This window comes from Brucella sp. LJL56 (assembly GCF_054871705.1).
Genome location: NZ_JBTXLQ010000003.1, coordinates 141,462 through 160,603, shown reverse-complemented (window position 1 = coordinate 160,603; position 19,142 = coordinate 141,462). Strand labels below are relative to the sequence as shown.

Genomic DNA, 19,142 nt, shown 5'->3' with positions numbered 1-19,142 from the left:
GCGGAGCCTGAGTAAAGCGGAGGAACATTATGACGTCAGAAAAGATTGCGACGGTGAGAAGCGGTGACCCTGTACTATCCGTTCAAGGATTGACAACGTCCTTTCTGGTTGACGGCGCCTGGAAGCCGGTTGTCGATGATGTTTCCTTCGATGTCCGTCCTGGGGAAACTGTAGCAATCGTCGGGGAATCCGGCTCCGGTAAAAGCGTTACTTCGCTTTCGATCATGCGGCTGTTGCAGAACGATACGAGCCGTATCAAGGGCAGTATCAGGCTGGGTGATCGGGAGCTTCTGACGCTCCGGGAAGAGGAAATGCGCCGGATACGTGGCAATGAAATCGCCATGATCTTTCAGGAGCCGATGACCAGCCTCAATCCGCTCTTCACGATCGGAGACCAGATTTCGGAAGCGTTGCTCTGCCATTCGCAAATGTCGAAAGTTGATGCGCGCGCTGAAACGATCCGCTTGCTGGAAAAAGTTCGTATCCCGTCGGCATCGTCACGTTTCGATGAATATCCGCATCGCTTTTCAGGTGGCATGCGTCAGCGTGTGATAATTGCAATGGCATTGGCGTCCAAACCCAAACTGTTGATCGCCGACGAACCGACGACAGCCCTGGATGTGACCATTCAGGGACAAATCCTCGATCTGATCAAGACATTGCAGGAAGAAGAGGGCACATCAGTCCTTTTCATCACGCACGACATGGGCGTGGTGGCTGAAATATCGGACCGTACGGTTGTGATGTTTCGTGGCAAGCAGGTTGAGACAGGACAGACGCCCGATATTTTTCGGCAGAGTAAGCATCCCTATACCCGTGCGCTGCTTTCGGCAGTTCCGGTGCTCGGTTCCATGCAGGGCTATCAACGTCCGTTGCGATTTCCGGTCGTAGACAATGTGACGGGTCTTTCGGAGAAGCCGGTCGAGGTGGCGGATACGGTTGACAAGGCCGATGGACCGGTGCTGGAAGTCAAAGGGCTTACCAAGCGTTTCGAGATTTACTCGGGCTTCATGGCGCGTTTGAGTGGGCGTGTTCATGCCGTGGAGAATGTATCCTTTGATCTCCGCAAGGGGGAAACCCTGTCGCTGGTCGGCGAGAGCGGTTGCGGGAAGTCGACGACCGGGCGCGCCATCATGCGACTGACCGAACCGGATTCAGGTGAAGTTCTTGTCGAAGGCCGAAATATACTGGCTCTCGACAACCAAGCTATGCGCGAGATGCGACGGTCGGTTCAGATGATTTTCCAGGATCCTTATGCCTCGCTGAACCCGCGTATGACGGTGGGAGCCGCCATTGCTGAGCCTTACATTGAACACCGGCTGGGGAGCGTGCGGGATGCGAAAGATGTTGTTGCCGACACGTTGGAAAAGGTCGGCCTGACACCGGATATGGCCAAGCGCTATCCGCATGAATTCTCTGGCGGGCAGAGGCAGCGCGTTTGTATAGCGCGGGCGCTTGCCCTGAAGCCGAAAGTCATCGTTGCGGATGAAAGCGTATCGGCGCTTGATGTTTCGATCAAGGCACAGGTCATCAATCTCATGCTTGATCTTCAGCAGAGCCTTGACCTTGCATTCCTGTTTATCTCGCACGATATGGCCGTTGTTGAGCGCGTAAGCCACCGTGTCGCCGTCATGTATCTGGGTGAGATCGTGGAAATCGGGCCGAGGTCGGCTGTGTTTGAGAATCCGCAACACGATTATACCCGCAAGCTTATGGCGGCTGTTCCTGTTCCAGATCCCGATCGGCGACGGGCCAAGCTTTCAAGTGAAGCGGGGGAACTCAAGAGCCCAATCCGTCCAGCGGACTTCATCGTGCCTTTACGTGAATATCGCGAGGTGTCACCTCAGCACTTTGTGGCGCTATAAAGCAGCGTTACGGTGCGCCGAGGCGACTTAGTGCAGTCCGTAGTGGGGCTTCCGAAATATGTATCAGCCCGGCATATGGGCTCGCCATGTCCGAAATCACGAAAATTGCACCCGCAACAGACAATGAACACACCATTATTATCAATATAGCCGTGCCGTTTACTGGAGCCTGCAACCCGAAAGTAGCGAATAAGAGTGCCAGCCATGAAATCAGCACGATGAGAAATGGGAGCGGCAAACCCTCATCGGTGGTTTCTACCAATTGCCAGTGACCTTCGGCAATCATGTTGCTGACTTCAAGTGCTCGCGCTTGCAGAGAGCTTTGCGCTGCATCCGCCGGTTTCAAGGCGCGTAGACTGGCCTGAATATCCTCGATATCTTTAAACTCCGGTAGAGCTCCATCAGAGAGTTGGTCTGCCCTTTCAGCATTCCATGACCGATCAAGACGTTTTTGGATGATTTTTTTGAGCACAGCACGCGGCTGCTCGGTTTCGGGCCCATAGCGCGCCATAACTCGATCCAGAAGAACGATGCGTGCCGCCGATGTTTTCATCTCAGCCTGTGCATCGTCATAATCGGTTTTTGCTGAGGCGATAAGAAGTCCGAGCGCGAGAGCGGAAAGCGTTCCGACAACCGCAGTGGCCAGGCGAATGACATCCTTGGATTCGGAGCTGAGATGATGCTCAGGCAGTCGTGTTCGGCAAAACATGCCCAGCATGGTTGCCGCTATCAAGATGATGAATACCAGTGCGCCAAGCAATAAGGAATTCAACTTCGCCTTCCGCGACGTGCTCTCGGATAAATTGATTTTTGAAGCCTAGTATAACATCAGCAAGGTGGGACGCAGCTTCACCAAAAGGATATGCTTTCCCTCTCAATGGCTCATGTGATTGATCCGGAGCCGGTGCGTAGCTGAATAAGGTGCACCTTTGAGCATCGGCGTACGCATCGAGTGATGCAACAGACGAAAAAGGCCAGCACATAGGGCCGGCCTCTCCGTGTTGGAAAAATGTTCTATCAGTTCTCAATATGCTGCCGATTGGCGATTTCCTCGACACTCATGTCCGGTTCATTGCGTGTTTTATAGAGCGAATAAAATACACCGCTTGCGAGAATGCTAAGTGTCACGACAAGCGACAGCAGCGTGTTGATGTGAACACCCAGTGGCACAAGGAAAATCTTGATGCCGATCAGCACAAGAATGATTGCGAGAGACACCTGCAGATAGCGGAACCGGTTCATTGCCGCAGCAAGTGCGAAATAAAGCGCGCGCAAACCCAACACCGCAAAAATATTCGAGGTGTAGACAATGAACGTGTCCTGAGTGACGGCGAAGACGGCGGGAACAGAGTCGACGGCAAAGATCAGATCGACAGTTTCCACCATGATGAGAGCGACTGCCAGTGGTGTTAGCCAGGTGACCATCTTGCCGGTCTTCGGATGCGGTTGCTTAACAGTGAAATGCCGACCATGCAGTTCGTGGGTGATATTAAATCGCCGACGCAGAAACTTGAATACGGCGTTCTGTTCTATATCGGGCGTCTCGTCTTGATGCCCGAACATTTTGAAGCCGGTGAAGACAAGGAAAGCGCCGAAGAGAAAGAGAATCCAGTTAAACTCGTGCACGAGCGCAGCACCAAGTCCGATCAGGACCGCTCGAAAGGCGATAACGCCCAGAATCCCCCAAAACAGAACGCGATGCTGGTAAAGACGGGGGATGGCAAGGAAGCCGAAAATCGTCGCGATAACAAACATGTTGTCCATCGCAAGGCTCTGCTCAATCAAATAGCCGGTGTAAAATTCGAGGCCGGCTTGGGGGCCGCGCTGCCACCAAACCCAGCCACCGAACGCCAGCGCGATCAGGACATAGAAACCATAGAGCAGAAGGCTTTCCTTGGCTTCGATCTCGTGTTCGTCACGATGCAGAATGCCGAGGTCGAAAACAAGCAGGCCAACGACAACAACGATAAATGCTGCCCAGAAATATACAGGTGTGCCGAGAAAATCGCCCGAAAGGGCTACAATAAGCGAATCCATCGCCGGACCATCTCCATTTGAACAAGTGGAGCAGCCCCGACATCGCCATAGCGGAAACCATGACCAGAGGGGCCCGGCGCTGCACTTCTTCAAATGTGTATGCAGTTTCCGAGTTCAAGAGTGGAACCTGAATTTTTTGTAATGTTTCAATCCGGTACGTGTCTAGGGTTCGAAATGATTTGATGCAATGCCAATGGCACACAGTCATCTTTAGTGCGCAGGACGCGCAAGTCTCTAAAAGAGCCGAATGCCCGGAAGCTGTGTTTGGTTGAATACAACTCGGAAAAGCTGAGGTAAGACCTAACTTGTCGTTTTCGTCTAATTTTTTACTGAAAAAGAAAATTTGGCTGGGGAACCTGGATTCGAACCAAGACTAACGGAGTCAGAGTCCGTCGTTCTACCATTAAACTATTCCCCAGCAGGGCTCGCGTATCAGTCATATCCGGCTGAAGCGCGATTGCGACAGAAGCATGAGGCTTCGTTTGTCGACGGCCTCCATCTAGCGAACTCAAACAGCGAACGCAATACTTTTCTTAGAAAAAAATTTAAGCGATTTCAGTTATCCAGTGATTGCAGATGTCCTTCGGTTGAATCGTTGCAAATTGATACGCAGAGGCGTGCTCCCGGGAAGCCGGCGTATAAAAAAAAGCCCGGCCAGCGGAGGAGCGGCCGGGCAAGGGGCAGGCTGGCCGGGAGGGGACCCGGCATGTGAAGGTGGCGCCTGCCAGATGATCAGTTTGTGAGTTCAAAAAGAGCTATCGCCTTGCTGAACTGCAAAACGCTCCCCTTCAGCAGATTTGGCGCGTCGCTTTGATCCGAAGGCGGGCATCTGCGAGTTCACTGAGAACCTGGGTCGGGTCCTCCATGCCGCGATAATGAACCGCTGTGTAAATATCCTCTCGGCGGAGCCCAATGTCACGCAGCATGTGATCGTCAAAATCGCTCAGGTTCAGTAGTTGCCGCCGACCATTGGAAAACGTCCAGCGACGCATGATCGACGTAAATGTGGCCTTCACCATCTGCGCGAACGTGGAGGTCAATCCGCTCGTTGCCGGTAAACGCGTTGTCGTTATCTTGCTTGTCGCTGTCATGTCCGCTCTCCTTTGATCTAGCGGGGCTATGGGATCCTTATCGTCAGGGTCATTCGCTTTCGCGGCTCCTTTTCCTTTACGATGGAGGTTTTATCCAACAATCGGATTGATTGTTCCAACGAATGTTTTTAATGTAATTCTTCAATTATAATGATGGATGACGCCAATGAGTGCGCCTCTGGATCTCGATCAATTGCAGACTTTCATAGCCATAGCGGATATGGGCAGTTTTACGCGGGCAGCGGACGCAGTTTTCAAGACGCAGTCGGCTGTTTCGATGCAGATGCGCCGTCTGGAAGAGCGAATCGGTAAACCATTGTTCGAACGCGACGGACGAACCAATCGTCTTACTGAAGACGGAGAACGTCTTCTGCTGTATGCGCGCCGCATGATGCAGCTCAATGGTGAGACCGTCGCGGCCTTCGATGACACGCAACTGGAAGGTCACGTGCGTATCGGCACACCGGACGATTATGCCGATCGGTTTCTACCGGAAATCATGGCGCGGTTTGCGCGTTCAAATCCGCGGGTCGAATTATCGGTTGTCTGCGAACCGACCGTAAATCTGGATGAAATGATCCGCCGAGGAACGCTGGACATTGCCCTCGTCACCCAGTGCGACGACAAGCGCCGTTCTGAGGTGGTTCGTACAGAACCCTTGCTTTGGGTCACTTCTGCCAACCATGCAGTGCACGAAGAGGCCGTGTTGCCACTTGCTGTCGGACGCCCAACTTGTATCTGGCGGCATGCAGCTATCGATGTGTTGGAAGCAGCCAGACGCGATTATCGTATCATCATCACAAGCTGGTCAGCGACAGTTCTGGCGGCAGCAGTGCTTTCAGGGCTTGCGATCTCTGTTCTTCCGGAATGTGCACTTCGTCCCGGTATGCGGGTCCTTGGTGACGCTGATGGATTTGGAATGCTGCCGGAATTCGGCATCGGCATCATGCGTGGCCATACAAAACAGAACGCCGTTGTAGATGCACTTGCGCAGCACATTATCGAAAGTCTAGACAATATATCGTCACCGCAGCCCGGCGCGATGGCTTCGGCAGAAATTTCGCCGTTTCCGGCGGTTCGTACGAGGAGGGTGCGAGCCAACGAATTGCTGCCAGGCTGGTGATGAGACTGTGGAATGTGTTTCGATCTGGTGGAACCAGATCGATGTTCTTACGCGCATCTGGTCCGAAAACCGTTTCACACTTTTCGGGATGCGCTCTAAATCGCCACATGGCTTCTTGACCAGCCATGTCACCTGGTTGCCTATGATGGGATGAGCATGGGTTCCGATTCGAGTTTTACCGGCGCATCGTCCAATGTCGCTGAGTATAGCGTTTCCGAGATTTCCGGTGCGTTGAAGCGCACGGTCGAGGATACGTTCGGACACGTGCGTGTGCGTGGCGAAATTTCCGGCTATCGGGGCCCACATTCGTCAGGACATGCTTATTTTGCTTTGAAAGACGACCGCTCGCGGCTGGAAGCGGTGATCTGGCGCGGTTCAATGAGCCGCCTGCGCTTTCGCCCTGAGGAGGGGATGGAGGTCATTGCTACCGGTAAACTCACCACCTATCCCGGTTCTTCGAAATACCAGATTGTCATCGAACAAATGGAGCCAGCGGGAGCCGGTGCCCTTATGGCGCTTCTGGAGGACCGTAAGCGACGACTGGCTTCGGAAGGCTTGTTCGATCCTGCCGTAAAGCAACTCTTGCCCTTTATGCCCCGCGTGATCGGGGTAGTGACCTCTCCGACCGGGGCCGTCATTCGCGATATCATTCACCGGATTGCAGACCGTTATCCGCTGCATGTCATTGTCTGGCCTGTGCGTGTACAGGGCGAGACGAGCGGCCCGGAAGTGGCTGCCGCCGTGGATGGCTTCAACGCCTTACCTGGTAGTGGTCCTATTCCGAGGCCGGATGTTTTGATTGTGGCGCGTGGCGGCGGCAGTCTGGAAGACCTCTGGGGCTTCAATGATGAAATCGTCGTGCGTGCAGTTGCTGCGTCGCATATACCGGTTATCTCGGCGGTTGGCCACGAAACCGACTGGACATTAATTGACCTTGCTGCGGATGTTCGCGCACCGACGCCGACAGGTGCCGCCGAAATGGCGGTGCCGGTAAAGGCGGATTTGCAGGCTGCGCTGGCCGGACAATCCGCAAGGCTTTCGTCAGCCATGTCCCGATTTATCGACCTGAAACGACAAGCGCACCGTTCGGCATCACGTGCTCTTCCGTCCGCCGACCAGTTGCTGGCTTTACCGCGTCGCCGTTTCGATGAAGCAGCTTCGCGCCTTACGCGGGCTCTCTTCGTCAACACGCAGAAGAAGCGGGTTCACTTCGAAGGCCATGCTCGACAATTGTCGCCACGTCTCTTGCAGCGTCGGTTTCTGGAGCTGGGGCGCGGGGTGTCCGTTCTTGGACAAAGGTTGCCTCGGGCGCTGGAAGCATTCCTGCGTGAACGCCGTACAGTTTTCGCGCATCGAGCAGATCGCCTTTCGGCTGAGCCTATTTTGCGGCGAACGAAACTTACGACTATCGCTATAGAACAGCTCGATCGCCGTCGCGACCAAGCCGTGCAGATTCTAATAGAGCGAGCCAAACGTCGCGGGCAGGAGCTTGAACGTCTGATGCGCACGCTTTCGTATGAAAGTGTGCTCGATCGCGGTTTTGCGGTTGTTTTCGACGCAGATGGAAAACCAGTGAAACAGGCTGCATCCGTATTGGTCGGTGATGCATTGTCCATCCGGTTTCGTGATGGTGATATTGCCGTCATTGTGGGTGACGAAGACGCGAGCGATCCTGCACGGCGCGCACAAACGAAAACATCTACGTCGCCGGGCTCTGGAAATCAGGGATCGTTATTTTAGCAACACTTAGCTGCCGTTTTCGTCTTGTCCTGTTGGGATGAGGTGGCCTTAAGGCTGGCTTAAGCTTGGCCTTCTTTTTCTGGCGCATCTGTCATTGTTAGAGATTCAGGATGTCGCGAGAAAAATCCCAAGACGACCTTACACACGGCTTTGCGAAGGCTTCTTTCAGCCGTAGGGGCTTTCTTATAGGTGTCAGCGCTGTTGCGTTGTCGGGCTGCGTTTCGACGGCACAACCGCCCCAACCAGCCAAGAAATTGCCCGAACCTACGCCTTCGCGGCCCGTGCCGCTTATGTACCAGGCCATGCCGGAAGAGCAGTTTCCTATCCCCGCTGTCGATACGAGCAAGGTTGCCCCAAAGTTCTGGCGACAGGAAGTCGACTATCCGACGAGCGAAGTCAAAGGCACTGTTGTCGTCGATACGCCGAACAAATATCTCTATCATATTCTCGGCAATGGCCGGGCCATGCGCTACGGTATTGGCGTCGGACGTGATGGTTTTGCATGGGCCGGACGCGCGAAGATTGCTTATAAGCGCCAATGGCCGCGCTGGACGCCGCCGGACGAGATGGTCGCCCGTCAACCCTCACTGGAACCTTACAGCATCGCCAATGGCGGAATGCCTCCCGGGATCAAGAATCCACTCGGTGCGCGCGCGATGTACATTCACAAGGATGGGCGCGATACGCTTTACCGCATTCATGGATCGCCGGAAGCCTGGAGCATTGGAAAGTCCGTGTCATCAGGATGCATCCGCATGCTCAATCAGGATGTGATCGATCTTTACAACAACGTGCGGGATGGCAGTACGATTGTCGTGATCCCCGATCCGAGTAAAGGCCAGCAGGTTACGAGCTGACCAAAACAAAAAGGGCGCAAATAACGCGCCCTTTTTTGGATGTGTTTTGCAGCTCAATGCTCAATAAGCATATTCCAGAAAGATTGGATCGACCGATCCTGCCCAGACGCTGTTATATGCCTTCAGCATACGCTCAGCGTCTGTGACGCCAGCCGCAACAATTTCCTCAAGCGGTGCAAGGAAGTGCGTTTCGTCGTGGCCTTCGCTGTTAAGCTTATTACGGTTCAAAAGGCCGAGGCGGGAGATTTTCAAAGTCTCGCGAGCGACCTGTTCCAGCAGCTTGCCACGGAAGGTCGTGTTCAAAGCCTTGGCCGGAACTTCATTGCGAAGCGCGAGAACCTCTTCATAAGTCCAGTCCTTGGTCAGAAGCTCGGCGGCGGTCAGAGCCTCTTCGTCATAAAGCAACCCAACCCAATAGGCGGGGAGGGCACAAATGCGACGCCATGGGCCGCCATCGGCACCACGCATCTCGAGAAAGCGCTTCAAACGTACTTCGGGGAAAAGGGTAGAAAGATGATTGGTCCAGTCGCCCATATTGGGAACCGGGTCGCTCACTTCGCCTTTTAATGCGCCATTCATGAACTGGCGGAAAGTGACATGTGTGCAATCGTGGTAATGGCCGTTGCGCAGGATGAAATACATCGGCACATCGAGCGCCCATTCGACATAGTCGGCAAAACCGAAGTTTTCCGAGAAAACGAAAGGCAGAACGCCTGAACGCTGGTTGTCAGTATCGCGCCAGATACTCGAACGCCACGACAGAAGATGATTTGGCTTACCTTCAGTGAACGGGGAACTGGCGAAAAGTGCAGTGGCTACTGATTGCAGTTTCATCGAAACCTGCATCTTGCGACGCATGTCTCGTTCCGAGCTGAAGTCGAGATTAACCTGAATGGTCGAAGTGCGATACATCATGTCCAGACCTTCGTGCCCGACTTTCGGCATGTAGTTGGTCATGATCTTGTAGCGTGATTTCGGCATGACGGGTGTCTCAGCCAGGGTCCATTTCGGACTGCCACCAACACCCAGAAAACGAATGCCCAGAGGTTCGGCTATTTCTCGGACCTGAGATAGATGCGCATTTACTTCACGACATGTCTGATGGATCGTGGAAAGTGGCGCTCCGGAAAGCTCGAACTGGCCGCCGGGCTCCAGCGAAATTGCTCCCTGTCCGGTGGGTTCCACCAGGCCGATGATATTGCCTTCATCGATAATAGGCTCCCAGCCAAGTGTCGCCTGCATACCTTCCAGAATGGCTTTGATACCGCGCGGTCCATCGTAGGGAACTGGACTGTTGTCCGCCGTGTAGAATGGAAATTTCTCATGCTCTGTGCCGATGCGCCAGGCATCCTTGGGCTTGCACCCTTCAGCCAGATAATCTGCCAGTTGTTCAACGCCCGTCAGTGCCGTTTCATCAGTCGTATCGCGCGCCATGCAGCCTATCCCTAGTCATTTTTCGCTTTTCAGCGTGATTGGACAAATTTGTCAAATCACGCAAGTCAATTCCATTGAACATCAAATTTCGAGAATGTCATCCCGCGTTCTGCCAGTCTCCCAGGACAGATTGTACCAGAGCCATCGCAGCGACCGCAGCCGTATCGGCACGCAGGATTCGCGGTCCGAGTGGAATGGCAGTCACAAACGAGAGCTTGCGGAGCGTCTGGCGTTCGTCCTCTGAAAACCCACCTTCCGGACCGATCAATAATGCGGCAGGGCCGGGCTTCAATGCCTGCAAGATGGTTAGCGGATCATCCGACTCGTGTCCCTCGTCGCAGAAGATCAGGTGCCGTGGTCGGTCCCATTGCTCGATAAAGCGATCGAAGCGGATGGCCTCGCGACATTCAGGTATCGAAAGAACGCCGCACTGTTCCGCAGCTTCTATCGCATTAGCTTTGATACGGTCAGCTCCGAGCTTTGGTACCTGAGTGTGCTGCGTGATGACTGGCTGCAGAATGCCAGCGCCCATCTCGACTGCTTTCTGAACCATATAGTCCAGTCGTCCCTGTTTTAGTGGGGCGAAGCAGTAGACGAGATCGCTCGGCAACGGTTGCAGACGCGTCTGTTCTAAAGGCTCGAGGAGAAGCCGCTTTTTCCCCTCCGGCTTCAGTCGCGATTTCCATTCGCCGTCACGTCCGTTGAAGGCGAGAATTTCGTCACCGTCCTTCAATCGCAGCACATGGGTGAGATAATGTGCTGCCTGCGAGGCAACCTCTATCCGTCCCCCGGTTTGGAGGTCGTCTTCGATGTATAGTCTCTGCATTTTATAGTTTGCGCGCATGTCAGCATCGATGGCAGAGCTCAGGGGCGGCGGTCAAGCGCTTTGGCAACCTATCGTAAGACAATTAATTAGCATTCCTACACAAACAATTGATGGGGAATATCATGTCAGTTGCATTTAATTAGATTGTATCCATATAGGTATGAAGCTATCTATTTGAATGGAATTGATGTGATGAAACAAGCCTGGGTCGAATTCGCACCGCTTCTTGCGAGCACTGCCAGAGGATGGCGGAAAGCTTTCGATACTGCGATGGCGGAACATGGCCTTTCCGACGCGAAAGCCATACCGCTGATGACCCTGCTACGGCATGGAGATCGTATTCCTCAAGGTGTGCTGGCCGAACGGGTCGGTATCGAGGGAGCAACGATTGTCCGGGTTGTCGATGAGCTGGAAAAGGATGGCCTGATCCAGCGTGTTGCCGACGATGCTGATCGCCGCGTCAAGCTCATTCAACTGACAGAGGACGGCCGCGTCCTTGCCGCCAAGGTGGAAAAGTCTGCTGCCCGTCTTCGCGCTCTTTTCCTCGGTGATTTTGATTCCGATGCGGTCGATGTCGCCATGGAAGTGTTGCGCAAGCTGAATGAGAAATTTCAAACATAATCTTTCTGATCGGCCTTCTGGCCGGAAAGATGCAATGCATTCAACCGGTGTCTCTACAAGCCATGACGAAACCAGCCGAAACAACCCCGAAGTTCTGGGACGTAGTCTTTTCACTAAAGACTTTCGCCGCGGCCATGCTCGCCCTGTGGATCGGCCTGATGGCCAACCTGCCCAATCCTTACTGGTCAATCGCGGCTGTCTATATCGTTGCGCATCCATTGTCAGGTGCGACGACGTCAAAAGGGTTCTATCGTCTGATCGGCACGATCATTGGCGGGGCAGTGACCATTCTGTTTGTACCGCATCTGGTTAATTCACCCGAAATTCTGACGCTGGCGATTGGTCTTTGGATGGGCCTCTGCCTTGCCATCAGCCTCCTTGATGGTACGCCGCGCAGTTATCTCTTCATGCTTGCTGGCTATACGGTAGCAATCGCGAGTTTTGCGGTTGTTTCTGTGCCTGAAACGACATTCGACTATGCCGTGGGTCGTGTTGAAGAAATCGCGATAGGCATCATCTGCGCCGCCATTGTTAATCGTCTTGTTTTTCCGCGCCACAGCGGTCCGGTACTCGTTAGTCGTATTGATTACTGGTTGCGCGACGGTTCAAAACTTGCGCTGGCGAGTATGCGAGGCGAGGGCGCCACACCGGAGTTTTTGCGGGATCGCCAGCGTCTTGCCGCCGATGCTCTTGAGTTGCGCAATCTGACCACGCACGTTGCCTATGACACCTCGTCTATCAGGAATGTAGGAACGCTGCTTCAGGTATTGCAACAGCGCATGGTGGCTGTTCTCCCGATCATATCAAGCCTGCACGACGTGCTGGCACTGAAGCCCGATGAAAACGAAAGGTCCTGGCATCCGGCCGTGCAAAAGCTGTTGGAGGAGGCCTGTGACTGGATCGAGAGTGGCGAAAACCTGACGGAGGAACGCCGTGCCGTTCTGTTGCAGTTGATCGAAGAGATCGATCAGCATGGAAGGGATGCGACAAGCTGGGGCGAATTGTTGCCTTTCAATGTGGCCGCACGCGTTCGCGACCTGGTTCAGATTTGGAGTGATTGCATCACGCTGCGTCAGGATATCGTGTCCGGCTCCCGGCATTCGCTACGGTGGCGTCGTTATGATGCGCATCTGAAAAGCCGTCCAATGCACCGCGACTATGGCATGGCGTTTTTGTCGGGGTTCTCTGCCTTTCTGGCGACCTGTGTGGCAACCGCATTCTGGATTGCAACCGGCTGGGTGCAAGGAAGCGCTGCCGCCATGATGGCCGGCATCTTCTGCTGCATCTTCGCAACTATGGATGACCCTGTGCCTGTCATGCGCAAGTTCAACTGGCTGCTTTTGATCGTGATTGTCGCCGCTTTCATTTTCGAGTTCGCGTTGCTGCCGCTTGTCGATGGCTTCTTCCCGCTGGTTCTGGTGCTGGGGCTTTTCCTCATTCCAGCGGGGCTGCTGCTCGCTATTCCTTCGCAATTTCTGCTGGGGATGGTGCTCTGCGTGAATCTGCCGAACATGCTGATGTTGCAGGGACATCTGACGCATGATTTTGTCAGTTTTGCCAATGCCAATCTGGCCACGATTCTGGGCATCGTGATCGCCGCCGTTGTAACCTCGATTGTTCGATCGGTCGGTGCGGAATGGAGCGTGCGTCGCCTAATCAAGGCAGGTTGGAACGATATCGCGCTTGCTGCCGAACGCCGCCCGGGACGTCATCGCCGCCAGCGCATGAACCGCCTCTTGCTCCGCATGATAGATCGTATCGGCATGATGGCGCCACGCCTGGCACTGGTTCCAGCGGCTGATATTGCGAAAGTCGATCTGTTGCGCGATTTGCGGAACGGGATGAACACGATCGATCTTCAGCAATATCGTTCCAAGTTGCCCGAAGACTGTCGGTCTGCTGTTGACCAAGTGCTGGATGGCGTTGGTGCACATTACCGTGCCTTGGCGAACAAGCCGCATGAAACGGGTGAGATCGACAAAAACTTGCTCGCCTCTATCGATGCAGCGATCACCACGATCATCGAAAGCGGATCACCAGCAATAGCCAAACGCACAAGAATGGCGCTGGTCGCCCTTCGCTTCAATCTTTTTCCGAAGGCTGTGCCTTTTGCCTTGCCGCCGCGTCCGCCGATGGAACTTCCGCAAGCAGCCTAAAAGAACAATGTGATTTGTGATGCAACCTGAACTCGACATCTACGGAATCTACATTCCGACCCTCGGCGTGCTGGCGCTTGGCGCTTATTTCGCAAACACGATAATGCAGCGCCTTCTGGCACGCATACGCTTCTATCGTTTCGTATGGCATCGACCTTTGTTCGATGCTGCGATGTATTTTTGCATTCTCGGCGTTGCTGCCGTCATTCTAAATGGAATACCGCTATGAAAAAGCTCTTCGCACATTCAGGCCGTGTCTTTGTAACCGTCGTCATGGTCACAATGGCGGGGCTTCTTGGTTGGCATTTATGGGACTACTATATGAATGCGCCCTGGACGCGTGATGGCAAGATTCGCGCGGATGTCGTGCGTGTTGCGCCTGACGTCTCCGGCCTTGTTGGCGAAGTGCTTGTCCATGATAATGAGACTGTTCATGAGGGCGAAGTAATCTTCCGTATTGATCAGGCCCGCTACAAACTCGCCCTGCAAACAGCGGACGCAAAGGTTGATAGCAGCAAAGCCGCGCTCGATATGGCCAACAGGGATCTGGTCCGCTATCGCCAGCTCAACGACACCACGGTAACGCGCCAGAAACTGGAGCAGATCGAAACGACAGCCCAACAGGCGGAAGCTTCCTATCGCCAGGCGCAACTGGATCGTGATCTTGCTGCACTCAATCTGGATCGATCGTCGGTAAAGGCGCCCGTCAATGGTGTCATTACCAACTTCTCGCTTCAACCGGGTGATTATGTTTCCGCCGGTTCGGCTGTGACTGCTCTCGTTGATACGGACTCGTTCTACGTCTCCGGCTATTTCGAAGAAAATAAGCTGGAACGTATCCAGATTGGTGATCGGGTGGTGGTTGATCTTATGGGCAGCAAAGTACAGCTCAAGGGAAAGGTCGAAGGTATCGCCGGTGGGATCGAGGACCGCGAGCGCAGCGATTCTTCCAGCTTGCTTGCAAATGTTTCGCCGACCTTTAACTGGGTCCGTCTTGCGCAACGCGTGCCCGTTCGTGTGAAGCTTGAAGAGGTGCCTGACGGTGTTCATCTGGTTGCAGGCCGAACAGTCAGCGTATCAGTGGTGAATTGATGTAAAGGCCCGGCTGTCGCCCGGGCCTTTTCCATGTTAGCAAAGATTGAAAGCGGTCGGGGATTGTTTTATGAGCGTGCTGGTCGTTCAGAATTATGAGGGGTCTGGACTGGGGCAGATTGAGCCCATTGTGGTCAAGGCGGGCTTCGCAATTGATCTGCGTCATCCCTACCACGGTGATATACTGCCCGTTGACGATGATGGATATCAAGCCCTGATCGTTCTTGGCGGAGAGCAGAATGCGCTTGCCGATGCCGATTTTCCCTATTTCCCGCATTTACTCGAACTCATACGCAGGTTTGGCGGCAGAGATAAAGCTGTTCTCGGCATTTGTCTGGGTAGCCAGCTCATAGCGCGCGCTTACGGTGGCGAAAATATTCTGAACCGCCCGATGGAATTCGGTTGGCATGAAGTTCGACTTACCGAGGAAGGTAGAAGCGATCCGGTTCTGTCTACTGCAGGCGACTCCTTTCCAATCTTTCACTGGCACCGAGATACATTTTCGCTTCCGAAGAACGCTTTGCATATGGCGTTGAGCGATATGACCCCTCATCAGGCTTATCGCATCGGGCGTGCAGTCTACGGCACGCAGTTCCATTTCGAGGCAGACACGCAGCTCGTCGCCGAGTGGAACGGTCAGCTAAGCGAACTGATCTCGGGATTTGCACCGGATTGGGCAGTGCAGTTTCCTGAACTTGCAAAGAAATTCGGAACGCAGGCGGATGCTGCAGGTGCAGCAATTGCCAAAGCATGGATAAGCCAAGTCTAGAGGTTTTGTAATTCCTTCTTAACCTTAAGTCGAAGTGTCACGTTGCTGCTTTGCCACAGCGTACAGCCAATTCAACTTTTCCAGAAAAAACCGGTGATCGGATTGGAACCGTTCAGTTGCGGGTAACTTTTTTCGGGTGTAACTGAACGCCGTCTCCCCGGGCAGCGACCGAATGAGCAAGGCAGTTCGCCATGCTCCCGTGTGGCAGCTCGCCTAACGAACTTTATCCGGCCACCGTCGAAAGAGTTTCCGAATATGACCGCCAAGCATGCCGCTCTTCTCACCGTTCTGATGGTTTCCGCTATTGTATTCATGGCGGTCGGCATATTCACCGTAGATGCGGGCAACAACGCGATGTCTACTGACGGTTACGGCATTTCCAGCGCCCATTAAAAATTACTTCGTTTCAATAAAGCACTTTTCCATGCCGTCGATCACGATGGCCGAAAGCTGACCGCTTTTCCATGCATATGTATCGAGATTAACCCTGTTGGGCTGAACGTCGATAGCGCTTTGTGGCGTATGCCCGTGGACGATGACCTTTTCGAAAGGTTCAATCCATTTGAGGAAAGCTGTGCGGATCCAGATCAGTTCTTCAGGGTCTTGTGCATCGAGTGGCATTGCAGGGTTGATGCCTGCGTGACAGAAAAAGAAGTCACCGAAAGTGACCGAGCGCGGCATGGCATGAATGAAGTCGATGTGGTCTTGCGGGACGGCGCTGACAAGCGCGGTATGGCCTCGGCGGGCCGAATCCGGATCAGCAAAATCAATGTCTGCGCCATAAGAACGAGCTGTGTCGACACCGCCATGTAGTGCGAATACGCCTGCTACGTCGGCAGTTGCGAGATAGGTAAGAAAGCCGTCATCGTGATTGCCAAGCAGAGAAATTATGCGCTGATCCCGATGCGACGCATTAATCAGGAAATCCAGCACGTCCTTTGAGTTCGGGCCGCGATCAATATAGTCACCAAGGTGAATGATGCGCCAATCGTGAACGGGGCGATGGTCAAGGTCGGCACGGATGAGCCCATGCATGTCCTGCAGCAAGTCGAGACGGCCATGCACGTCCCCAATGGCATAAAGGCGGATATCGTCCGGCCCTTTTGCATCCTTGAAAACTACGCTCATTGGCTGTCATCTTCCTTTGTGTCTTTACCTGTCTTCACACCAATCCGCTGACGATAACGCAGGCGCGAGACACGTTCGCGTTCTTCGTGAAGCTCGCGATCATGCGTTGCCTGTTCCACGAAACGAATGTGCTTTTGGACAGCTTCGCGGGCAGCCTGCGGATTACCGGCCATGACGGCATCGTAAATGGCGCGATGTTGCGACAGGAACATGTCGGCGACGCCGGGATAGCTGTATATGAGGCTACGATTATAGAATACGCCATCCTTCAGAAGCTGGTAACAGGAGCGCAATGTATGCAGAAGCACGATGTTGTGAGCCGCTTCGCCGACTGCATTGTGCAATTCCACATCGAGGCGCGCCTCGGTGTCGAAGTCACTGACGCCGTGAGCTTTTTCCATAGCATCCATGATTTCGGTCAATAGCGCCTTGTCAGCCGGCGTGGCCCGAAGGGCGGCATATTCCGCTGCAATGCTTTCGATTTCGCGGCGATATTCGAGATAATCTGCGGTCGCCTTGCGGTGATCGGCAAAAAGCTTCACCACAGGGGCGCTGAATACCTGTCCGATGACATCTGCAACGAATGTGCCGCCACCGTGACGGGAGATCAGCAGTTCCGCTGTCTCAAGTCTCTTGAGGGCGTCACGCAATATCGGGCGGGAAATATCGAACTGGCGCGCCAATTCGCGCTCGCCGGGAAGCCGGTCGCCTCCGCGCAGAACGCCTTCCAGGATAAGCGTTTCGATCTGGTGCACGACGTCGTCTGCCGTGCGGCTTGCCTGTATGCGGGAAAAAATCGTTTCGGCCATGCCGTCTGAAGCCCTCTCCATAACGGCGGCAAAGTAGCCTTTAGCCCGATGCCCGGCAACGGAATATATTGGAAATGAAAGCCCGGTCGACGATGCAACCAGGCTTCCTGAACATATTTCTGATGAATGATCAGGCTTTTTTGCGCCTGCGTGTTGCAACGAGCACGAAAAGCCCAGCAACAACGCCGTACATCGCCCATTTGAACGGGAGTGCGTCAGCGGTCTCGCTGCGGATCGGGAGCACAGTCACCGTGCCGGGGCGGCTTTCGACGCCCGACTTGCCTTCGGCTTTGGCCTGTTCGATCTGCTGCGGAGATACAACCCATTCGGCGCCGCGCGATTTGTCATAAAACATGAAGCCGCAGCCGACGATAACGGCAACGATGATTGCTAGAATAAGGCGTACAGGTGTGTTCATCATTTTTCCTAGGAAATCGGAACAATAGGGAGGAGTCATCCGATTCGCTTGAATAGCGGATTGCGGGAGATCTAAGTCTTTTAGAATCAAAAGCTTAGTCAACTTTATATGCTGGCGCGCTAATATAACGTGCGTGGCTTATTAACTGACGAACGAAAGCCAGTCTATTTTCTTGTCGCTTCGTGTGGAGATGCGCCGCTCTCCCAATATGGAATCGGGCCATAGAGATCAGCCAGATAGTCTATGAACAGTCTGACTTTTGCCGGGAGAAACTGTTTTGATGGATAGACGGCATGAATTGCAACGTTGCGAGAAGCGGCATAGTCGGGAAGCACTTGCACCAGTTTGCCTGCTGCCAGTTCCGGGCCGATATCCCATGTCGAGCGTTGCGCGATACCGAGGCCTGCCAGGACTGCTTCGCGCACCATTTCGCTGGAATTGGTTTGCAGTGGACCCACCGGGCGTATGACAATTGGACCCTTCGGTCCTTCCAGTCGCCAGGGGTCGTTGTTGTGTGGTGCCAGACAAATATGGTCCTGCAGGTCCTCAATCGTCTGTGGTGTGCCGCGTTCCGCGATATATCCGGGTGAAGCGACGAGAATACGACGCACCGGTGCAAGACGGCGTGCGACGAGAGTTGAATCGGAAAGTTCTGCAATACGGATAGCAAGATCGTAACCGTCGCCGACAATGTCGACCATCTCGTCGATGAGTTGCATATTGACGGTAAGATCGGCATTAGCACGCATGAATGGCACGAGATAGGGCGCGATGTGCATCCGCCCAAAGGTGGTCGGAGCTGAAATTTTCAGGGTACCGCGCGCATCGGCGGAACGGCGGGCGACAAAGGCTTCCGCTTCTTCGATATTGGAGAGAATGGCTAGAACCCGCTCATGATAGCCTTGACCCGCCTCAGTTAGCGCGATCTGGCGGGTTGTGCGTTGAAGCAGCCGGGTTCCGAGACGTTCTTCCAACCGTCCCAGGCGCTTCGATACGACTGCTGGTGAGAGACTCAGATCGCGTGCGGCTGCTGACATGCTGCCCGTTGCCACGACGCGGGCAAAAATTTCCATATCCGCCAGACTGCTCATCATGTTCTGTTATCCCACTCCCTGCCGTGCTTTTGCTCAAGCGTTGGGTTTAAAGCATCTAGCCGAGCGCTGGGAAACTAGGCAA

19 protein-coding genes and 1 tRNA gene are annotated in these 19,142 nt (G+C 54.0%); 10 read left to right on the top strand and 10 right to left on the bottom strand.

The annotated features are described in order from the left end of the window. The first annotated feature begins 29 nt into the window (after window positions 1-29). Entirely contained in the window at window positions 30-1,865 is a 1,836-nt protein-coding gene (locus ACYSN1_RS12725) for an ABC transporter ATP-binding protein (RefSeq protein WP_461726014.1), read from the top strand. Between the two features lie 7 nt (window positions 1,866-1,872). Here the strand turns inward: ACYSN1_RS12725 and ACYSN1_RS12720 are convergent, their stop codons facing one another. From ACYSN1_RS12720 to ACYSN1_RS12705, 4 genes are all read right to left on the bottom strand, one after another. Further along, window positions 1,873-2,637: a bestrophin-like domain gene (locus ACYSN1_RS12720; protein ID WP_461726013.1), complete on the bottom strand. Its 765-nt coding sequence runs from the start codon at window positions 2,635-2,637 to the stop codon at window positions 1,873-1,875. A gap of 245 nt (window positions 2,638-2,882) precedes the next feature. Then, on the bottom strand, window positions 2,883-3,902 hold the full coding sequence (locus ACYSN1_RS12715) for a TerC family protein (protein WP_461726012.1): 1,020 nt from the start codon (window positions 3,900-3,902) through the stop codon (window positions 2,883-2,885). A 344-nt stretch (window positions 3,903-4,246) separates the two neighbouring features. Continuing rightward, window positions 4,247-4,320: transfer RNA gene (locus tag ACYSN1_RS12710), tRNA-Gln, on the bottom strand. Window positions 4,321-4,690: 370 nt separating this feature from the next. Further along, window positions 4,691-4,993 carry a DUF1127 domain-containing protein gene (locus ACYSN1_RS12705; RefSeq protein WP_461726011.1) on the bottom strand — a complete coding sequence of 101 codons (303 nt, stop codon included), beginning with the start codon at window positions 4,991-4,993 and terminating at the stop codon, window positions 4,691-4,693. Window positions 4,994-5,159: 166 nt separating this feature from the next. Here ACYSN1_RS12705 and ACYSN1_RS12700 point away from each other — a divergent pair, with 166 nt between their 5' ends. From ACYSN1_RS12700 to ACYSN1_RS12690, 3 genes are all read left to right on the top strand, one after another. Beyond that, window positions 5,160-6,116, top strand: coding sequence for a LysR substrate-binding domain-containing protein (locus ACYSN1_RS12700; protein ID WP_461726010.1), 957 nt, complete (start codon window positions 5,160-5,162; stop codon window positions 6,114-6,116). Window positions 6,117-6,272: 156 nt separating this feature from the next. Then, window positions 6,273-7,856, top strand: a complete 1,584-nt coding sequence (gene xseA / locus ACYSN1_RS12695) for an exodeoxyribonuclease VII large subunit (protein ID WP_461726009.1) — start codon at window positions 6,273-6,275, stop codon at window positions 7,854-7,856. A gap of 110 nt (window positions 7,857-7,966) precedes the next feature. After that, entirely contained in the window at window positions 7,967-8,713 is a 747-nt protein-coding gene (locus tag ACYSN1_RS12690; protein WP_461726008.1) for a L,D-transpeptidase, read from the top strand. A 60-nt stretch (window positions 8,714-8,773) separates the two neighbouring features. On the opposite strand, the gene ACYSN1_RS12685 is transcribed toward ACYSN1_RS12690, so the two are convergent. Continuing rightward, the gene (locus tag ACYSN1_RS12685) at window positions 8,774-10,147 is read right to left on the bottom strand and encodes a glutamate--cysteine ligase (RefSeq protein ID WP_461726007.1); all 1,374 of its coding nucleotides are present in this window, start codon (window positions 10,145-10,147) and stop codon (window positions 8,774-8,776) included. 97 nt (window positions 10,148-10,244) lie between these two features. Further along, window positions 10,245-10,991, bottom strand: coding sequence for a 16S rRNA (uracil(1498)-N(3))-methyltransferase (locus ACYSN1_RS12680; RefSeq protein WP_461726006.1), 747 nt, complete (start codon window positions 10,989-10,991; stop codon window positions 10,245-10,247). Window positions 10,992-11,165: 174 nt separating this feature from the next. Here ACYSN1_RS12680 and ACYSN1_RS12675 point away from each other — a divergent pair, with 174 nt between their 5' ends. The 6 genes from ACYSN1_RS12675 (at window position 11,166) to ACYSN1_RS12650 (ending at window position 16,004) form a co-directional block, all read left to right on the top strand. Further along, window positions 11,166-11,594, top strand: a complete 429-nt coding sequence (locus ACYSN1_RS12675) for a MarR family winged helix-turn-helix transcriptional regulator (protein WP_461726005.1) — start codon at window positions 11,166-11,168, stop codon at window positions 11,592-11,594. A gap of 62 nt (window positions 11,595-11,656) precedes the next feature. Then, a complete protein-coding gene (locus ACYSN1_RS12670) occupies window positions 11,657-13,750 on the top strand; it encodes an FUSC family protein (RefSeq protein ID WP_461726004.1) in 2,094 nt (697 codons plus the stop codon). A gap of 19 nt (window positions 13,751-13,769) precedes the next feature. After that, window positions 13,770-13,979 (top strand): DUF1656 domain-containing protein, encoded by a 210-nt coding sequence (locus ACYSN1_RS12665; protein ID WP_105544794.1) that lies wholly within the window; start codon window positions 13,770-13,772, stop codon window positions 13,977-13,979. Further along, window positions 13,976-14,842 (top strand): efflux RND transporter periplasmic adaptor subunit, encoded by an 867-nt coding sequence (locus tag ACYSN1_RS12660; protein WP_461726003.1) that lies wholly within the window; start codon window positions 13,976-13,978, stop codon window positions 14,840-14,842. The genes ACYSN1_RS12665 and ACYSN1_RS12660 overlap by 4 nt, the downstream gene beginning before the upstream one ends. 70 nt (window positions 14,843-14,912) lie before the next feature. Then, window positions 14,913-15,611: a type 1 glutamine amidotransferase gene (locus ACYSN1_RS12655; protein WP_461726002.1), complete on the top strand. Its 699-nt coding sequence runs from the start codon at window positions 14,913-14,915 to the stop codon at window positions 15,609-15,611. A gap of 255 nt (window positions 15,612-15,866) precedes the next feature. Then, window positions 15,867-16,004, top strand: a complete 138-nt coding sequence (locus ACYSN1_RS12650) for a hypothetical protein (protein WP_010660970.1) — start codon at window positions 15,867-15,869, stop codon at window positions 16,002-16,004. A 3-nt stretch (window positions 16,005-16,007) separates the two neighbouring features. Here ACYSN1_RS12650 and ACYSN1_RS12645 read toward each other — a convergent pair whose 3' ends face one another. From ACYSN1_RS12645 to ACYSN1_RS12630, 4 genes are all read right to left on the bottom strand, one after another. After that, window positions 16,008-16,739 (bottom strand): metallophosphoesterase, encoded by a 732-nt coding sequence (locus ACYSN1_RS12645; RefSeq protein WP_461726001.1) that lies wholly within the window; start codon window positions 16,737-16,739, stop codon window positions 16,008-16,010. Next, complete coding sequence (locus tag ACYSN1_RS12640) at window positions 16,736-17,548, bottom strand: FCD domain-containing protein (protein ID WP_461726000.1); 813 nt, start codon at window positions 17,546-17,548, stop codon at window positions 16,736-16,738. The genes ACYSN1_RS12645 and ACYSN1_RS12640 overlap by 4 nt, the downstream gene beginning before the upstream one ends. Window positions 17,549-17,678: 130 nt before the next feature. Then, window positions 17,679-17,966 carry a hypothetical protein gene (locus ACYSN1_RS12635; protein WP_140021001.1) on the bottom strand — a complete coding sequence of 96 codons (288 nt, stop codon included), beginning with the start codon at window positions 17,964-17,966 and terminating at the stop codon, window positions 17,679-17,681. Window positions 17,967-18,130: 164 nt separating this feature from the next. Beyond that, on the bottom strand, window positions 18,131-19,060 hold the full coding sequence (locus ACYSN1_RS12630; protein WP_461725999.1) for a LysR family transcriptional regulator: 930 nt from the start codon (window positions 19,058-19,060) through the stop codon (window positions 18,131-18,133). Window positions 19,061-19,142 lie beyond the last annotated feature (82 nt).